This is a genomic window from Maribacter sp. Hel_I_7 (assembly GCF_000688315.1).
Classification (GTDB): Bacteria; Bacteroidota; Bacteroidia; order Flavobacteriales; family Flavobacteriaceae; genus Maribacter; species Maribacter stanieri.
Window position 1 is genome coordinate 1,024,625 of record NZ_JHZW01000002.1, and the last position, 14,697, is coordinate 1,039,321.

11 protein-coding genes are annotated in these 14,697 nt (G+C 34.4%); 7 read left to right on the plus strand and 4 right to left on the minus strand.

Annotation, left to right across the window (positions count from 1 at the left end):
• Positions 1-2 precede the first annotated feature (2 nt).
• On the minus strand, positions 3-893 hold the full coding sequence (locus tag P178_RS0105935; protein WP_027065352.1) for an AraC family transcriptional regulator: 891 nt from the start codon (positions 891-893) through the stop codon (positions 3-5).
• Positions 894-1,084: 191 nt separating this feature from the next.
• Between P178_RS0105935 and hemA the strand changes: the two genes are divergently transcribed.
• The 7 genes from hemA to P178_RS0105970 all read left to right on the plus strand — a co-directional run bounded on the left by hemA (position 1,085) and on the right by P178_RS0105970 (position 8,316).
• Positions 1,085-2,341, plus strand: coding sequence for a glutamyl-tRNA reductase (gene hemA / locus P178_RS0105940; protein WP_027065353.1), 1,257 nt, complete (start codon positions 1,085-1,087; stop codon positions 2,339-2,341).
• Positions 2,338-3,918, plus strand: coding sequence for a hydroxymethylbilane synthase (gene hemC / locus P178_RS0105945; RefSeq protein WP_027065354.1), 1,581 nt, complete (start codon positions 2,338-2,340; stop codon positions 3,916-3,918). The genes hemA and hemC overlap by 4 nt, the downstream gene beginning before the upstream one ends.
• A 135-nt stretch (positions 3,919-4,053) precedes the next feature.
• Entirely contained in the window at positions 4,054-5,085 is a 1,032-nt protein-coding gene (hemE, locus tag P178_RS0105950) for a uroporphyrinogen decarboxylase (protein WP_027065355.1), read from the plus strand.
• A gap of 51 nt (positions 5,086-5,136) precedes the next feature.
• A complete protein-coding gene (locus P178_RS0105955; RefSeq protein ID WP_027065356.1) occupies positions 5,137-5,679 on the plus strand; it encodes a GNAT family N-acetyltransferase in 543 nt (180 codons plus the stop codon).
• The gene (gene hemF, locus P178_RS0105960; RefSeq protein WP_027065357.1) at positions 5,669-6,571 is read left to right on the plus strand and encodes an oxygen-dependent coproporphyrinogen oxidase; all 903 of its coding nucleotides are present in this window, start codon (positions 5,669-5,671) and stop codon (positions 6,569-6,571) included. The genes P178_RS0105955 and hemF overlap by 11 nt, the downstream gene beginning before the upstream one ends.
• Positions 6,562-7,506 (plus strand): DUF4421 family protein, encoded by a 945-nt coding sequence (locus P178_RS0105965; protein ID WP_027065358.1) that lies wholly within the window; start codon positions 6,562-6,564, stop codon positions 7,504-7,506. The genes hemF and P178_RS0105965 overlap by 10 nt, the downstream gene beginning before the upstream one ends.
• Positions 7,507-7,518: 12 nt before the next feature.
• Positions 7,519-8,316, plus strand: coding sequence for a PhzF family phenazine biosynthesis protein (locus P178_RS0105970; protein ID WP_027065359.1), 798 nt, complete (start codon positions 7,519-7,521; stop codon positions 8,314-8,316).
• Here P178_RS0105970 and P178_RS0105975 read toward each other — a convergent pair whose 3' ends face one another.
• From P178_RS0105975 to P178_RS23525, 3 genes are all read right to left on the minus strand, one after another.
• On the minus strand, positions 8,317-10,959 hold the full coding sequence (locus P178_RS0105975; protein ID WP_027065360.1) for a DEAD/DEAH box helicase family protein: 2,643 nt from the start codon (positions 10,957-10,959) through the stop codon (positions 8,317-8,319).
• A 133-nt stretch (positions 10,960-11,092) separates the two neighbouring features.
• The gene (locus P178_RS21560) at positions 11,093-13,984 is read right to left on the minus strand and encodes an ABC transporter permease/M1 family aminopeptidase (protein ID WP_231500508.1); all 2,892 of its coding nucleotides are present in this window, start codon (positions 13,982-13,984) and stop codon (positions 11,093-11,095) included.
• Positions 13,985-14,108: 124 nt separating this feature from the next.
• Positions 14,109-14,696: an ABC transporter permease gene (locus tag P178_RS23525; RefSeq protein ID WP_231500509.1), complete on the minus strand. Its 588-nt coding sequence runs from the start codon at positions 14,694-14,696 to the stop codon at positions 14,109-14,111.
• Between the last annotated feature and the right edge of the window lies 1 nt (position 14,697).

Sequence of the window (14,697 nt, forward strand, 5' to 3'; positions counted from 1 at the left end):
TTCTAACTTCCTGCAAGCGCCAATAAATATTTCTTTGGCGTAGTATTATACTTTTTCTTGAATGCCGCTATAAAATGACTTGAGGTACTATACCCTACCTTTAGCCCGATTTCATTGACATTATACTGACCGGTTTCTAAAAGACGTTTCGCATAATCCATTTTATGATCAAATAAAAAACTGTACACCGAATCGCCATAAATCTGTTTGAAGCCTTCTTTTAAGCGTTTTAAGCTTAATCCTATTTCGCTAGATAATTCTGCTAACGTTGGAGGTTCTGCCATATTCGCTAAAATAATTTCTTTTGCTTTTTTTATTTTCTTGACATTTTCTTCATCTGCCAAATATGGGCATTGCTCAATATCTGCATTGGGGCTTCTATTAAAATACAATGCTATTAATTCATAAATCTTCCCTTTTACATATAAAGATTTTATGGAAGGGTGTAAGTTGAAATTGACAATCTGACTTAAAATAACTGCTATTGAAGGTGAAAAAGGTTCTTGAGCATAGTACTTTTTCTCTGTATTATCTGCACTTAAAAACGGAATATAATCTGCTTCTGCAGTAAATAGGGAATGAAATTTTCGCAACGTCATTACCACAGATACCAAAGATGATTTTGGGTCTAGTTTTAAATTCAAAGGAAGGTCTAACTGCGTGTTATACAACAATAAAGAATTCTCTTCCTTTACATCTAAACTATAATTCCCCTGATTAAAAATATAGGTTCCGCTACCCTTTAAACAGAAATGAAATTGAATGAAACGTTTATTAATTTCTCGTGTATACTGTACTACAGCATCCTCTTCATTTTGAAATTTGAGTACGTAAAATCCGTCCTCAATCAAAACTTCATCATACGACCCTTGAGCGTTACTTTTAACCTCCATTTTATTAATTCTATTTTAATCTATTTAGAAAGCATCTAAATAAAATACATGAAATTCTCTGACAGCTCCATAAAATTATAGCTAATTAACTGATAAATATCATTTTTTGTCTAAAAATTCGGCAGACGACATTAATTGTACCTCTAGCGTTGTTTTTATTGAAAGTATGCCCATACTTTTGTATCCGCTTTATGAAGGACTATCACATTTCTAAACACAACTCCTTTTACACCATTGGCCTCAACTATAAGAAGGCTGATGCTGAGGCTCGTGGTAAATTCAGTTTAGACGAGGTCGCTGTAAATTCACTTTTAGTAGAAGCTAAGAACCAAGGTATAGATGGTTTGCTGGCTACGTCTACTTGCAACCGTACAGAATTGCACGGTTTTGCTCAACATCCTTTTCAACTTATCAAATTATTATGTGATCATTCTAACGGAACCGTTGAGGCGTTTCAAGAAGTTGCATATGTATATAAAAATAAAGAAGCTATCAACCACCTATTTAGAGTAGGAACAGGATTGGATAGTCAGATTCTAGGAGATTTTGAAATTATAAGTCAATTAAAACAGAGTTTTAAGCGTTCAAAAGAATTGGGTATTGCCAATCCTTTTATAGAACGTCTTTGCAACAGTATTATACAAGCGAGCAAGCGTATTAAAAATGAAACCGAAATTTCATCAGGAGCTACATCTGTAGCTTTTGCATCGGTTCAATATATTTTACGCAATGTTGAAAATGTAGCGGAGAAGAATATTCTTTTATTCGGAACAGGAAAAATTGGTCGCAATACGTGTGAAAATTTAATTAAGCACACTAAAAATCCGCATATTACCCTAATCAATAGAACCAAAGGAAAAGCCGAGCAAATAGCTGGTAAGTTTAACCTTATGGTGAAAAATTATGGAGATTTACAATCAGAAATAAGGACTTCAGATATTTTGGTAGTTGCCACAGGAGCTCAAAAACCTACGATTACCAAAGAATTGATCTATACGAACAAACCGTTATTGATTTTAGACCTTTCGGTTCCTAAAAATGTAGACGCATCCATATCAGATATGGAAAACGTTACGGTAATTCATTTAGATCATTTATCTCAAATGACCGATGAAACTTTAGAGCGTAGAAAACAATTTATTCCTGAGGCAGAAGCAATAAACGAAGAAGTTAAGAATGATTTTAACCAATGGTTAGAAACTAGAAAATTTGCTCCTGTTATTAAAGCTTTAAAAAAGAAATTGAAGACTATAAAGGATGAGGAGCTTGACTACCAATCCAAAAAAACGGTCGATTTTAATTCGCATCAAGCAGATGTGGTTACAAATCGCATCATTCAAAAAATAACCAAGCAATTTGCAAATCATCTTAAAGATGACACGGTAGATTCCAATTCAAGTTTAGAATTTATCCAAAAAGTATTTCAATTAGAATTGGACGAAAAATGAGTAAAGTAATACGATTAGGCACACGCGATAGCGAATTAGCGCTATGGCAGGCGAATACCGTTAAAAAACAACTTCAAGATTTAGGACACACTGTTAAATTAGTTCCGGTAAAATCTACTGGCGACTTAATTTTAGACAAACCCCTATACGAATTAGGTGTTACAGGTGTTTTTACAAAGACATTGGATGTTGCCATGATCAATGGCGATATTGATATTGCCGTACACTCTATGAAAGATGTACCTACTGCTTTACCACAAGGTATTGTAAAGGCCGCTGTTTTAAAGCGCGGCAACTACATGGACATTATGGCGTTCAATGATAACGAAGAGTTTTTAGGCTCTCGTGACGCTGTAATTGCAACTGGTAGTTTACGTAGGCAAGCACAATGGTTAAATAGATACCCAACACATACTGTTGTTGATTTAAGGGGAAATATTAATAGCCGTTTAGAAAAGCTATATACCAATGACTGGAACGGTGCTATTTTCGCTGCTGTAGGTTTAGAACGTATTGGCTTGGAACCAGAAAACACTATTGGTTTAACTTGGATGTTACCTGCTCCCGCCCAAGGTGCCATTATGGTAGTTGCAATGGAGGATGATGAGGAAATCCGTGAAGCATGTGCCCAATTAAACCATGAAGAAACTGATACCTGTGTTACCTTAGAAAGAGAATTTCTTAGAGAATTGGAAGGTGGCTGTAGCGCACCGATCGGAGCGTTATCGTATATCAATAAAGAAAACATTGTTACCCTTAAAGGTGTCTTACTTAATGTTGATGGAAGTAAAAAGTTAGAGGCAGAATTAACCGCACCTTTAGGCAAACATCAAAATTTAGGTATTGATTGCGCTAAGAGTATTTTAGCAAGAGGCGGTAAAAGACTTATGACCGAGTTGGCTAATGCTAACTTAGAAATAAACATCTTTTCTACTAAAAAGCTGACTCCGCCACAACAATTACTATTGAACATTTCTGTAAATGCAGATTCAGATGATTTTATAAAAATTAATCCGAACCGTATTTCACCAATCATTCTTAAGAAGGCGCATAAAAATGTTGTTTTTACCAGCAAAAATGCTGTAGAGGCCGTGTTATCTAGTAGAAGTGCGGCAGAATTGGACTTTGAAAACATTTACTGTGTTGGCAGAAAAACCCGCCGATTCATTAAAAACAAGTTTGGGAAAATTACTCACTTTGAAAACAATGCTAAAGATTTAGCAAACCACTTGGTAGAATTCATTGATGGTGCTGAGGTTACTTATTTCCACGGAAATTTAAGTTTAGATGAATTGCCTAGCATTTTAGAAGAGAACAATATTACAGTAAATGCAATAGAAGCTTATAGAACAAAACTTTCTGGTAAATCTATACCAGAATCCACAAAAGGTATCATGTTCTATAGTCCGTCTAATGTTGAAAGTTATCTAAAAGAGAATCCAACAAATAAAGTTGCTTATTGTATTGGTGAAACCACGGCAAAAGTAGCTAGAGAACATTTCAAGGAAGTTAAGGTTGCTAAAATACCAACTGTAGAAAGTGTTATAGAATTGGTTAATGAGGATTATCAAGATTAGCCTTTGGCTGTTGGCCAAAAAAAATAAAAATAACGTCTTTGCGAGCATAGCGAAGCAATCTGTTTCTTAGGAACATCAAATAAACAGATTGCTTCGGAGCGAAAAGGCTCCTCGCAATGACGAACAACATAAACTATGAGCTTAAAAAACGACTTATTTCTAAAAGCCTTAAAAGGTGAGACTGTAGAAAGACCACCAGTGTGGATGATGCGTCAGGCAGGTAGATATTTGCCAGAATTTATGGCAATCAAAGAAAAATATGACTTCTTCACCAGATGTCAGACTCCGGAATTGGCATCAGAGATTACCGTACAACCTATTCGTAGATATGGTATGGATGCCGCTATCTTGTTCAGTGATATCTTGGTAATACCACAGGCAATGAACATACATGTAGAAATGAAGCCTAATTTTGGTCCGTATTTACCGAACCCTATTCGTAATCAAAAAGATTTAGATAGTGTAATTGTACCAGATGTTCATGAAACATTAGGTTACGTTATGGAAGCTATAAAGGCAACCAAGGAAAAATTGAACGATGAAGTTCCTTTAATTGGTTTTGCAGGTTCTCCTTGGACTATTTTATGCTACTGCGTACAAGGTCAAGGAAGCAAAACGTTTGATAAGGCTAAAGAATTGTGTTTTACACAACCAGTAGTTGCACATGAATTATTGCAAAAAATTACAGATACTACTATTGCATACTTAAAAGCAAAAGTTGCTGCAGGCGTCAATGCTGTGCAAATATTTGACTCATGGGGCGGTATGTTATCTCCTACCGATTATCAAGAGTTCTCTTGGCAGTATATTCAACAAATTATTGACGCGCTTAAAGATGAAACCCCTGTAATTGTTTTCGGTAAAGGATGCTGGTTCGCTTTAGGTGATATGGCAAAATCAGGTGCTTCTGCATTAGGTGTAGATTGGACCTGTTCCGCAAGAAATGCGCGTTACTTAAGTGGTGGAAAAATTACGTTACAAGGTAATTTTGATCCTGCACGATTGTTATCGCCACCTTCAGATATTAAGAAGATGGTACACCAAATGATCAATGAGTTTGGTAAGGATAGCTATGTTGTAAATTTAGGGCATGGTATATTACCAAATGTACCAGTTGAAAATGCAAAAGCGTTTATTGATGCTGTAAAGGAATACAAGCAAGCTTAATATTACCTTCCATTACGGGAATTAAACTGTAGCCGAAATTATAGGAAATCTATGAATTCAATTCTACTGCCACATTTTGAAATCAACCCTATCTCTGAAAGAGATGGGTGGCGATTGTGTGATTTTATTTCCGCAAATGCTGATTATATAAAAAGGTACTTTCCAAAGACCGTTGCCGCAAACCTAAATCCGACTTTATCAAACATTTTTGTTTTAGATAAGGTATCAGAATTTCTGTCTGGCAAAGAGTATTTATTTACGCTTAAAGAACCCGAGCACAGAAAAATTATTGGTTTGGTATATCTAAAAGAGCTGAAAAGAATAACCAAAGAAGCAGAACTTGCGTACTGCATCGCATATCCACATAAAAACAAAGGATTTGCATCACAAGCCGTTAAAGCCATTTCTGAATGGGGATTTACAGAGCAACATTTAAAGCAACTAAGAATCATAGTTCATAAATCTAATATTGGCAGTATTAAGGTAGCAGAAAATTGTGGTTATATTTGGAAAGAAACCTTATTGAAAGAACATACTCCGCCTAATGAAGACCCATTAGATATGGAACTTTACGTTTTAAAGAATGAAAGATAGATTTTACGCTTATATAGAAAAACTTCAAGATACCATTACCGCAAAATTAGAAGAGATAGATGGTAAAGCCACTTTTAAAGAAGACATTTGGGTGCGTCCAGAAGGTGGTGGCGGCCGTACACGTGTTATTGAAAATGGTGCCGTTTTTGAAAAAGGTGGCGTTAATATTTCTGGTGTACATGGAGAACTTCCAGATAGCATGAAAGCTTATTTCAAAGTTGAAGATGCTAATTTTTTCGCCTGCGGCCTTAGCTTAGTGCTTCACCCAATAAACCCAATGGTACCTACGGTTCATGCTAACTGGCGCTATTTTGAATTGTATGGAAAAAATGGAGAAATAGTAGATCAATGGTTTGGAGGAGGTCAAGATTTAACTCCATATTACTTATTTGATGAAGACGCCAAACATTTTCATGAAGTCTGCAAATCTGCCTGCGATAAACATAATCCAACATTTTACAGCACCTATAAAAAACGCTGCGATGAATATTTCTGGAATACACATAGAAACGAAGCGCGTGGTATTGGAGGTTTATTTTTCGACTATTGCAAAGCTACCGAAACTACAAGTATACCAGACTGGTATAATTTTGTAACCGAAGTTGGCAATAGCTTTTTAAACAGTTATGTACCAATTGTTATAAAAAGAAAAGACCTTGAATACAGTAAGGAACAAAGGGATTGGCAAGAAATTAGAAGAGGTAGATATGTAGAATTCAATCTAGTTCATGACAAGGGCACCTTATTTGGTTTAAAGACCAACGGAAGAATAGAAAGTATTCTAATGAGCCTACCTCCACATGTGCAATGGGTATATGACCATCAAGCTGAGGAAGGAAGTGAAGAAGAAAGGTTGTTGAACATTCTAAGTGCTCCAAAACAATGGGTATAAGAACAGTTCTTTTTTTGTGCATATTTTGCGCAATACATTTTTGTTCTGCCCAAAACTCTCATTACAAAGAAGCGTTTCCTGATAAGATTACCCTTAGACTGTCTTTACAGACCACTTCTAATAATTTCACGCTTAGAGACAAGATAACACGTAGTAAAACCGAATTTATACCTAACGATAAAAGCTATTTAGGCTTGTCCGTTTTATTTCGATTTTTAGAAGTCGATTTTGGTTATGCCCCTAACTTTTTGTCAGAAAACAAAGATAACGGCGACTCTAAGTTAATTACGTTTAATATTCGCACCTTTTTCGGTCAATACATGCAAACCGTAGATATCTATAAACAGAAGGGGTTCTTTATTCGTACCTCAGATCTGACCTTGCCAATAAATGATTTGAAAACGTTTAAGATAGGTGGGACATCTAGTTATATTTTTAATTCAGATTTTTCTTTTCGTGCTATCGGGTTTCAAAACGAATGGCAGAAAGAAAGTGTAGGCAGTTTTATCCCTAGTATTTCTTACTATTACACCAAGTTTAAATTAGAAGACCCTATCATAGAGAATCAATTGGAACATTCTTTCAAACTAGCTATTGGTCCTGGGTATTATTACAATTGGGTTTTTGACGAGAACTATCTTGTATCTGCCGGTGCAACTGGTGGTTTAGGCTTTAATCTATCAAAATCTCAAGGGGTAACTTCCTTTAACGGATTGGCACAATTGGTTTTTCGATTAACAGGCGGTTATAATTCAGAATCTTTTTTTAGTGGCGTAAATATTAATACACAACTTCTAACACACACCTCTGCAGACAACTTCATTTTAGATGATTCTATTAGTTTTCTAGAATTTTATGTAGGATACCGTTTTGATGCTCCAAAAAAGTGGATTGCCAAAGCCGATGAGATAAGTCGTAAATTTGGGATAGAATAATATTAGCTATCCATGCAACAGAAAATATATCAAATAGACGCATTTACAACTAAATTATACGGTGGGAACCCGGCAGCAGTCTGTATTCTTGATAGCTGGTTAGATACTGAATTGATGCAAACAATAGCGGCAGAAAATAACTTAGCCGAAACTGCTTTTGCTGTCAATAAAAATGACCATTATGAATTGCGTTGGTTTACACCAGAAATTGAAGTTGACCTATGTGGTCATGCAACCCTGGCAACCGCCTATGTTATCTTTAACTACTACGGTTTCACAGAAAATACACTTCGGTTTATTTCTCCAAGAAGTGGAGAATTATTAGTGCAAAAAAATAAAGAGGGACTATTAACTATGGACTTCCCAACGGACGATTTAATTACCGTACCAGAACAACTCAACATTTCAAAAGCAATAGGAAAGCAACCTTTAGAAACCTATAAAGGCAAAACTGACTACATGCTTATTTATGAATCTCAGGCTGAAATAGAAGCTATTGCCCCAAATTTTCATTTATTAAATGAATTAGATTGTAGAGGAGTTATCGTTTCTTCTAAGGGAAACGATGTTGATTTTGTATCTCGTTTTTTTGCGCCACAATGTGGCATTCCAGAAGATCCGGTTACCGGTTCTGCGCATACAACTTTAACACCGTATTGGTCAGAGAAGTTGAGTAAGAAAATATTAACCGCCAAACAATTATCTGAACGTGGTGGCGAATTAGAATGTGAATTTCATGGAGATAGAGTAAAAATATCTGGACATGGAGTTTGCTATTTAGTAGGTGAAATAGAAATATATTGCACGTAATTATTTCCAAGTAATTGTTTTTTTAGAAACCTCTTCAAATTGATATTTAAGATGGGAAAAACGAGCCTTCAACAACTCTTTTCTACCCTTTAATGTTCGTGTAAATAAAATTTTAGAACCATCAACATGTTTGTTCCAATATCCCTTGAACCTTAATGCTTCGATTTTGTTCTTTCCAATATCCTTTGGCACTACATAATAATTTCTAATACCGAGTCTTCTCTTTATAAAATTACCATTGACCAATAAATATCTAGGGTTGTCAATAGGTGCAATCACTTCCTCTAACAAAGAAATAAAAACATTACAGTCATGCTGGCTAGCTTCTTTTAAGTAAATAGAAAAAGTTCCCTTCAAATTCTGTTCTGCAAAAATTTTTGCGTTTTTAGACTCAAAATTTGATGTTTTTTCATGCAACAGATAATGTAATAGTGCTTTTCCTATTTTCTTAGTTTTCTTGTATTGATTACCGAATAAGAAATAGAGTTTCAATGCTTTAAACGTTTTAGGACCAAAGCCAAAAATAAGAGCAGCACAGAATAAATAAATAACCTGAACTATTCCTTTATTCAAAACCGCACCAAAATTCTTTATTAAAAATTCAGGAATAAAAAAGGAAACACCTAACACAACTTCAAGCATTACATACTTGCCTGCATTTAATGCATTTAATTGTTTTTGTCTGGCAAAAGACTGTGCCTCGGAAAACGGAATATTTAATTCGCGTACCAAAACATTTCCATTAGCAATAGCTTCATTCCATCTTTCTGTAAAAACAGATTTTTGTTGCGCTCTAGAGAGCATATCTTCATTAATCGCCGATAAATCGAATGTTTCTGACCAGTTCAAAGGTAATACCAATCGGTCTATTCCATTTGAAATATAAGCTTCATCACGGATTGAAACACCGTTAAAAGCCTCAAAACGTTGCTGAAGCTTTTCCATGTCTTTACCACCATCAATTGCAGTTGGGTCTAAACAGGCAAGGTGCCAAATGGCACCGGTTTTATTTGGGTTATCAGCATCAACTCTAATAGCACGACCTCGCATTTGATTAGAAGAAACAAAAGAGCCCACATAAGAAGCGAGTATTAACGTATTTATGCACGGAGCATCCCAACCTTCACCTAAGAAAGCTTTTGTGCCAATAAGTGTTTTAATGATTCCCTCCTTAAAAAGCTGGGTAACAGATTCCGCAATTTTATTCTTTAGTGCATCAGGAACTTGAATGAATATATACCCCGCTGAACCTTCTAAAGGTTTTACAACAAGTTGCGCTATTACCAGTAATTCCTTTAAATGTGATAGGGCATTCTCATTAACAATTACTAAAGAACCCGTTAAAACCGCTAATGAAGCATTGGTAGGTTGCTTAGCAAGTATATATTTTAAAATAGGAACAACGCCTAGTTTATTTATAAGCTTAGTATCGTCACCTTCAAGATTTAAAAATTCTTTTCGAATAAAATCAGTTAAAATAACGGTTCGGGCATCTTCTTGTAAATTAAGGTCTGTGTGGTTGACAATTTTAAATATACTTTCTAATTTACTTGGGCTATTAGATAGATTTCGATACAAGACCTCATCACCAATAAAATTGACCCGCTTGTTCTCAAGCACACCAATTCGCTTTAAATCCTTTTCCAAAGGCATTAAAACATCCTCAAAAGAAATAAAATTTTCTCGTTGATCTACTAATAAATGCTGTAACAAAATTTCTGACCATTCATAGTTGAAACTTGGAAAGGTTACATCGTTATTAGCGAAGCCTAGTATTTTAAGATTCATCTCATTTAAGGCAAATCCACAAGAATTCAGATAAATAATTATCGAGGAGAAAAAAGTTGGGTATTGATAAATATAATCTAAAGACTTCTTAGGGTTCACGTAGAAATCTTGTGTAATTAATTTTTCTTGTAAATCTATATTTGCAAGAAGGTTATTGGTAAAATTCAATATCCGTTCACGATAATTGACAATATATTTAATTTGCGCCTCATCTGGTTTTGAGAAGTAGATAAAGTCTTGATGTGGACAAAGGTCTCCGTTCTTAATAAGGTCAGGAACAGCGATTTCGTCATCTATAGCACCGCACAAACTAAAATAGCGATGAATTTCTGTTGCCGTACTATCATAAGGTGGCGTTGCCGTTAGCGATACTACGGTTAACCCCTCAATTGCTTTTAAGTGAAACAGACAATGCCACCATTCATTCTTTAAATGATGTGCTTCATCTAGTACCAACGTTTCAATTTGATGTTTTTTTATATACGCCAATAATTGCTCTTTGCCATTTTCACCGAAAGATTTAGAAAGTGCAAATAAGGATTGATATGTTGAAAAAGTAATTAGTTCAGGAGATTTTATGTCTAATGAGTAGTTATCAAAATTGCCATTAACCGTAAAAAACTCCAACAACCTACTTCGCCATTGATTTCTAATGGTCAACGTTGGTGATAAAACCAAGGTAGGTTTTCCTATCCGTTTTAAAATTTCTAAACCTAGTATAGTTTTCCCCGAACCAGGTGGTGCAATAACATGTAAATGTCCGTCTTTTATATGCTCTTGAAAACCATCTAAAAACTTCTGCTGGTAGTTTCGCCAGGTATATTTGAATTTTAGATTATCACTTAATTTTTGCAATACAACATGGTTGATTTGATACTTCTATTAAACATGAAAACGACGAAAATAGTACAATAAAAAAGTAAAAACCTGTCCGTTTTATGACAATTGCCATTTACGAACAGGTTTATACTTAACTAAATTGAAAAAATTACTCTTCTACCGTTTCTAAATTATCATCAGAATTACGATCAATTAATTTATTGTACGGGTCTATACCCGCTTTTAATGGTTTTTCATCAGTTACGATAGTAAAAGTATTATCACCCGCAGAAAGCCACTTTATTTCGAAGTAAAATGGGTTCTTGATAGTAACACCATCGTCACCGGTAATATCTTCTCCAAAGAGACCTACATCTACTAAGTTCTTCTTATCATCAATCAATTTCTCTTTACCCGTATCATCATAATAAATTTTCTTAGAATTCACCGTGAATGTAGTTTCCCATTTGCCATTATCTAGCTTTTTGGTTTTAGCATCCATCACACGATTTTCATAAAGAACAATCTCTTTGAAACCATCGTCAACCTTATATTTTAAGGAATCTGGAGTAACATTATAAATAGCTTTGTAGAAATCTTCAGAAGTGGCATATACTCCCTTTTCAAAATACTTATATTCATTCAAGAATGTTTTAAGTCCCGCATTTATAACATCTTCACCAATGACATCTTGCAAATCATACATAATCATGGATCCTTTTTGGTACCAAATGTGCTGACCAGTTTCAACATCCATTAACGAACGTTCTGGCTTAAAACTGAATGATCTTCTAGACAAATAGGTATCTAAAGAAGGCTTTAAAAATCCTTTTATACCATTTTCACCATATTCATGCTTTAAAGCCATTAATGAAACATACTCTGCCAAAGTTTCAGAAATAATATTTGCCCCTCTTGTTTTACTTGGCGTAACGATATGACCCCACCATTGGTGTGCAATTTCATGAGCTGTTACCCTGAAAGCATAATTAAAATCTCCTTCGTTAGAAAAATCTGCTACGAAGCCAAAATCTTCTGAGTAAGGTATCGTTGTCGCAAAAGATTGTGCAAATGTCGTGTGTGCCGGAAACTCAATGATTCTAATTACAGAATATGGATATTCATAAAAGTTTTTAGAATTATAATCTAACGAAACTTTAATCCCTTTTATAAATGAAGCTAAGTTTTTCTTGTGTTTCGGAGAGTGATACACTTCAATAGCAACTTTCTTTCCACTAGGTGCAATCCAAACATCTTTTTCAATATCATAAGTTGCAGAAACAAAATTGAAGAAGTAATCAGATTTATCTTCCATTTTGTAATTAAAATAGCTTCTATCTTCATGATCCCATGTCTCAACTAATACACCTGGCGCAACAGCTGTTTGACCTTTTGATGTGCTAATTGTTGCTTCAAAATCCATATAATTGCTATCCTCATTAAATAAATTCTTTTTCAAAGCAATGCTATCTGTTCTTGGCGGAAAAAGAAAGTCTAATTTCTCTAAACCGTATTTTTCACGAGCACCATTCTCTGTTAAAGCAATATCATAATGAAAGCTTGGAAAAATAGCATCATTAAAGAAAGAACCATTATTCAACACTGCAGTTTCCCTATCCATAGCAAACCCATGTGTTCTTGCCTTAGTTTCAATAACCAAATTAGCAGTGTCTTTCGGCTGTAAAGATTCTGGTAGTTTGTAAATGAACAAACGATACAATGAATCGCTTAAAAACGGTTTTAACTCTTGGTCATTATAAACCACCTTTGTAATCTTAGTATCATAAGTAGGAAACATAATTTCCATTAAAACCGTGTCAATTGGCACTTCTGAAGGATTAATAACTGTAAACACTCCCTTTGCATCTACACCACGTGTATCTGTATAAATATCTATTTCAGCTTTTAAATCGATTACTTGAATATGGGGCTTATCTATATACTTACCATATGCCTTTTCAGCATCAGCAGAAAGCTTCTCACTAGAATCGCTATCTTCCATATGGTTCAGAACTTTTATATTATAAAAGCTATAAGCACCTACAGAAATAAAAGCGAATAAGAAGAATAAAGTATAGGCAACTGTTTTACCCTTAAATCTACTTTTAGCTAATTTTAAGCGCTCTTTCGCTGAAGAATAAAACCCTCTACTCCAGAATACACTACCAATAGCAGCCAATGTACCTGTAAAAAGAACCCAATATAAGTTCAACCAAAATTGACCAGTTAAGTAATGTCCGAATCCATTTAAATCACTTATAAAACCGGGTGTTGTTTCTCCAAAAGCTAAAAGTGGGTTATTTATTTTTAACACTAAACCCACCAAAATAGGTATACCTACATAAATTATAATCACAATAAAATGACCTAAAAACTTATTGTTTACCAGTACATGAATAAAAAATGCCAATAACAATGTAGAAACATACAAAGGAAAAAGAGTCGTAAAATTATAGGTAAGATACATACCCAATTCATAATCAAAATAACCATTACCTGTCTGATACATAATACCAACCAGTATGTTAATTAATGTCAACAAAACGGCAACACCAATAAGTGAAATAATCTTTGAAAGATATAGTGTAGTATTACTTACCGGTAGCGCATCATAAAATTCAAAAGTCTTATTACTTCTTGTACGATGCACTGCTTCACCAGAATAAATAATTAGAATAATTGTGGAAAATAAAGCTATCCCGCCAGAGACATAGGCAACCATAAACCTAGTAAGCGGTAATGACGGCGTACCATTATATTGATTATTTTGATAGGTTATAAATCCTGCTACTATAACCCCTATTATGATTAACACAAGAAATACAGGTTCTTTAACGATAGATAAAAATTCTATTTTACTTAAAGACCATAGATTTTGTCTTTGCGCTTTTTCACTAAACTCTTGAACAACACTAATTGTTTCTGTAGTTGCTAATAGATCATTATCTTCTTTTACATTCTTCTTTTTCTTAGAGGATAAAAACCCTTTATATGAAAATTTAAATAGTGTAAATACAAATATCAAAATACCTAAAGACAACCATAGTAAACGATTTAGCATAAACTTACCTGTTAAAGCCAATTGGGTAGTGTTTAACTCGTCTACAGACCAGTATTTTGTTAAAAAACTATAAGCAGATTGCCCAAAAGGATCAACATAAATACTGAGCCATTCTGTATCTAAACTAGATAGTAATTGCCCCGATACCGATGTACCAATAAATATTAAAAATACCTCCTAAATATAAGATTGGCATTCTTTTAAAAAACGTCATCAGACAAAAGAAAAGACTACCTATAAAAAAGGAGTTAAAAACTAATAGGTATAAAAACGGAAAAAAGTAAGACCAAAAATTAAAATCGATATACGTACCATAGTCGGGCCTATCTAATAATGCACCTAATACATAACCAAACATTGCACCAAGCATAGCGGCAATGTTCATAATAGTGACGATAGTAAAACTACCCCAAAAACGACCCAATATATAGTTCTTTTCAGAAATAGGAAAAGTGAAATAGGTCTGGGCTGTTTTATGTTCTTCATCTCTATACACAGGTACACCCATAATCGCGGCATAAAAGAACAATGCAAATACACTTAACACTCCAAAAACACCAGTTATATTATTCGGACTATTCGTGAATTCTGCAGTTACAGATTCATCAAATACACCAAGTAAGCAGGGTATTAGAAACATAATAAATATGTAGATATAAGTGACCGGTCGTCTAAGCCTATACTTTAGCTCAAATAAGAATATTTCTTTCATA

What these genes read in the sequence shown, in the direction of transcription:
- hemC (WP_027065354.1), top strand. Translation starts at nt 2,338, where the DNA reads ATGAGTAAAGTAATACGATTAGGCACACGCGATAGCGAATTAGCGCTA.
- hemE (WP_027065355.1), top strand. Translation starts at nt 4,054, where the DNA reads ATGAGCTTAAAAAACGACTTATTTCTAAAAGCCTTAAAAGGTGAGACT.
- P178_RS0105965 (WP_027065358.1), top strand. Translation starts at nt 6,562, where the DNA reads ATGGGTATAAGAACAGTTCTTTTTTTGTGCATATTTTGCGCAATACAT.
- hemF (WP_027065357.1), top strand. Translation starts at nt 5,669, where the DNA reads ATGAAAGATAGATTTTACGCTTATATAGAAAAACTTCAAGATACCATT.
- hemA (WP_027065353.1), top strand. Translation starts at nt 1,085, where the DNA reads ATGAAGGACTATCACATTTCTAAACACAACTCCTTTTACACCATTGGC.
- P178_RS23525 (WP_231500509.1), bottom strand. Translation starts at nt 14,696, where the DNA reads ATGAAAGAAATATTCTTATTTGAGCTAAAGTATAGGCTTAGACGACCG.
- P178_RS21560 (WP_231500508.1), bottom strand. Translation starts at nt 13,984, where the DNA reads ATGCTAAATCGTTTACTATGGTTGTCTTTAGGTATTTTGATATTTGTA.
- P178_RS0105970 (WP_027065359.1), top strand. Translation starts at nt 7,519, where the DNA reads ATGCAACAGAAAATATATCAAATAGACGCATTTACAACTAAATTATAC.
- P178_RS0105935 (WP_027065352.1), bottom strand. Translation starts at nt 893, where the DNA reads ATGGAGGTTAAAAGTAACGCTCAAGGGTCGTATGATGAAGTTTTGATT.
- P178_RS0105955 (WP_027065356.1), top strand. Translation starts at nt 5,137, where the DNA reads ATGAATTCAATTCTACTGCCACATTTTGAAATCAACCCTATCTCTGAA.